This is a genomic window from Psychromarinibacter halotolerans (genome assembly GCF_029168315.1).
Classification (GTDB): domain Bacteria; phylum Pseudomonadota; class Alphaproteobacteria; order Rhodobacterales; family Rhodobacteraceae; genus Psychromarinibacter; species Psychromarinibacter halotolerans.
Genome location: NZ_JARGYD010000028.1, coordinates 1 through 1,865, shown reverse-complemented (window position 1 = coordinate 1,865; position 1,865 = coordinate 1). Strand labels below are relative to the sequence as shown.

The 1,865-nt window shown below is 57.7% G+C and carries 1 protein-coding gene and 1 tRNA gene; one reads left to right on the top strand and one right to left on the bottom strand.

Going from position 1 to position 1,865, the window contains the following annotated elements; all coding sequences use genetic code 11:
- Positions 1-304: 304 nt before the first annotated feature.
- Positions 305-381, top strand: a tRNA-Met gene (locus P1K30_RS23735).
- Between the two features lie 1,283 nt (positions 382-1,664).
- On the opposite strand, the gene P1K30_RS23730 is transcribed toward P1K30_RS23735, so the two are convergent.
- The coding region (locus tag P1K30_RS23730) for a hypothetical protein (RefSeq protein WP_275635218.1) at positions 1,665-1,865 on the bottom strand (201 nt) is incomplete at its 5' end.

Below are 1,865 nucleotides of genomic sequence, written 5' to 3'. Positions count from 1 at the left end.
AAAATACCAAATACAAAAAAGCGCGCCAAACAAGGCGCGCTTTTTGCGTTCCGGGGACAAGAGCGAGCGTGAGCGCATAAGGCGGACGCTTTTGCAGCGTCAGCTGCAAAGCGACCTCTCATCGATCACGCCTACGAGGCAGCGTACCGGGCAAGGCGATCGCGGCCCCGTGTTATGGACCGATTCTGTGCCCTAAGTGACAGTTGTCTGTCAGGCGCTTGAAAGAATTAAGAATTTTCCGTCGAAAAATCCAGCACAGGCCCTTGCGGTCCTCCGCGCATAGGCATATTACACCCGAACTTGGCGCGGGGTGGAGCAGCCCGGTAGCTCGTCAGGCTCATAACCTGAAGGTCGTAGGTTCAAATCCTACCCCCGCAACCAAGTTAAACAAAACGCCGCCAACGTACACCGTTGGCGGCGTTTGGCGTTTAAGCACCATGCGTCCGTGGCCGGCAAGTTTGGGTCCGGAGCTGCGTCATGCTCGGTTCAGTTTCCTCGGTGACAGCTACATCGCGGTGCGTGATCGCAAAACGCCGTCCATGCGCGTTCCCTCGATGTTCGGGGGCGCGTGTTTTGGCGCTCGGAGGCGAGGTGGGTCTGGACGGCGCGCGACGACGTTTGGTAATCGTGGATGGGACCGTCCTTATTCCATGACCGGAGAAATTTTGGTTTCTCCGTCACTGCTGCCCGACGGGGGGAAGCGAAAGCATGAACTGGCACCTAGGTCTCCAGAGCCTTGCGATATCAGTAAATGAGTACACGAGTTCGGAAGAAAGTAGCCGATGATTGTCCGGCAAACTCTGAGCTCTGGTCACTCTGCGGCGTGGTGTTGCGATGCATTCGCCTCGATACCTTCTGGCGACGGGGTCCCCGTCCATCCAAATTGCCAAGAAGAACGTTATGGGTTCACTGGGCTTTGATTCGCAGAGCAATGGCCGCTCTTCTCCGTTACGTGAAGACGGGACCAGACGCGCAACGGCCAAATGATCCGTATCCATGTCTCGGTGAACGATGCAGGGTGTACGCACGACGTGCATAGGACACCGCAAGTCTGACTGACCCTTGGATACCGTATCGCCGTCCAAGCTCGACGGCCTCTTCCCCGAAGCCTTATCAAACTTGGGTTGGCCGGTTTCCAGCCTCGGTACGAAATTACCTATGTTATCTGTTGGACCCGAAACCAACGCACACTCACGGACAGGCCAGAGCCAACCGCCACTATCCGAAGTCCTGGGGCGAGCGGAGTGATCTGCGCCTGGATCTATGAGAGTGTTCGCCCCTAACGACATGAAGCAACTCCGATGCGTCAGAGGGAGAAGTCTCTCGACGCTTCGGGTCAGCTCAGGCGGGGTTGCGAACGCACTGTGTCACCGGACGATTGGAGGAACCCGGGTGCCGGTTTCTCCCTAACGCTCCGGTGCGCTCAGCGGCCGGGTCCACGTCAGTCAAGCCGGCTCGCGACCTACAGCCCCAATCGTCGGTAAAGAATCAAGCCGTCCCCGAATCCTTCACCGGGATCTGTCCCGCGTCCGAATCTTTCGCCCGCTTACGCCAGGTCTATTTACGACTCGGGACGTGGAAAAGCTGTTAACGTTAAGGAAAGATGGGGGAAAATAGCCGACGAACAACCATCCGAGTCGGAGATTCGGGGCTGGATTCGGGAATCAGAGATGCGATTCTAGGGGTCGAGAGGCACCAAGACCGCTTTCCAGGCCGCGGTGCGGCGAAAGTTTGGCCAGCAAATTAAGGGCCCAGCCGCTTCTTTGAACTTTTTCTGAAAAAAGGCCTTGCGGGTTGTCGGTGTGATCCGTAAATACCCCTTCACCGGCGGCGCTGAGGCGCTGGCGGGACGGCCCGGGGGTCGC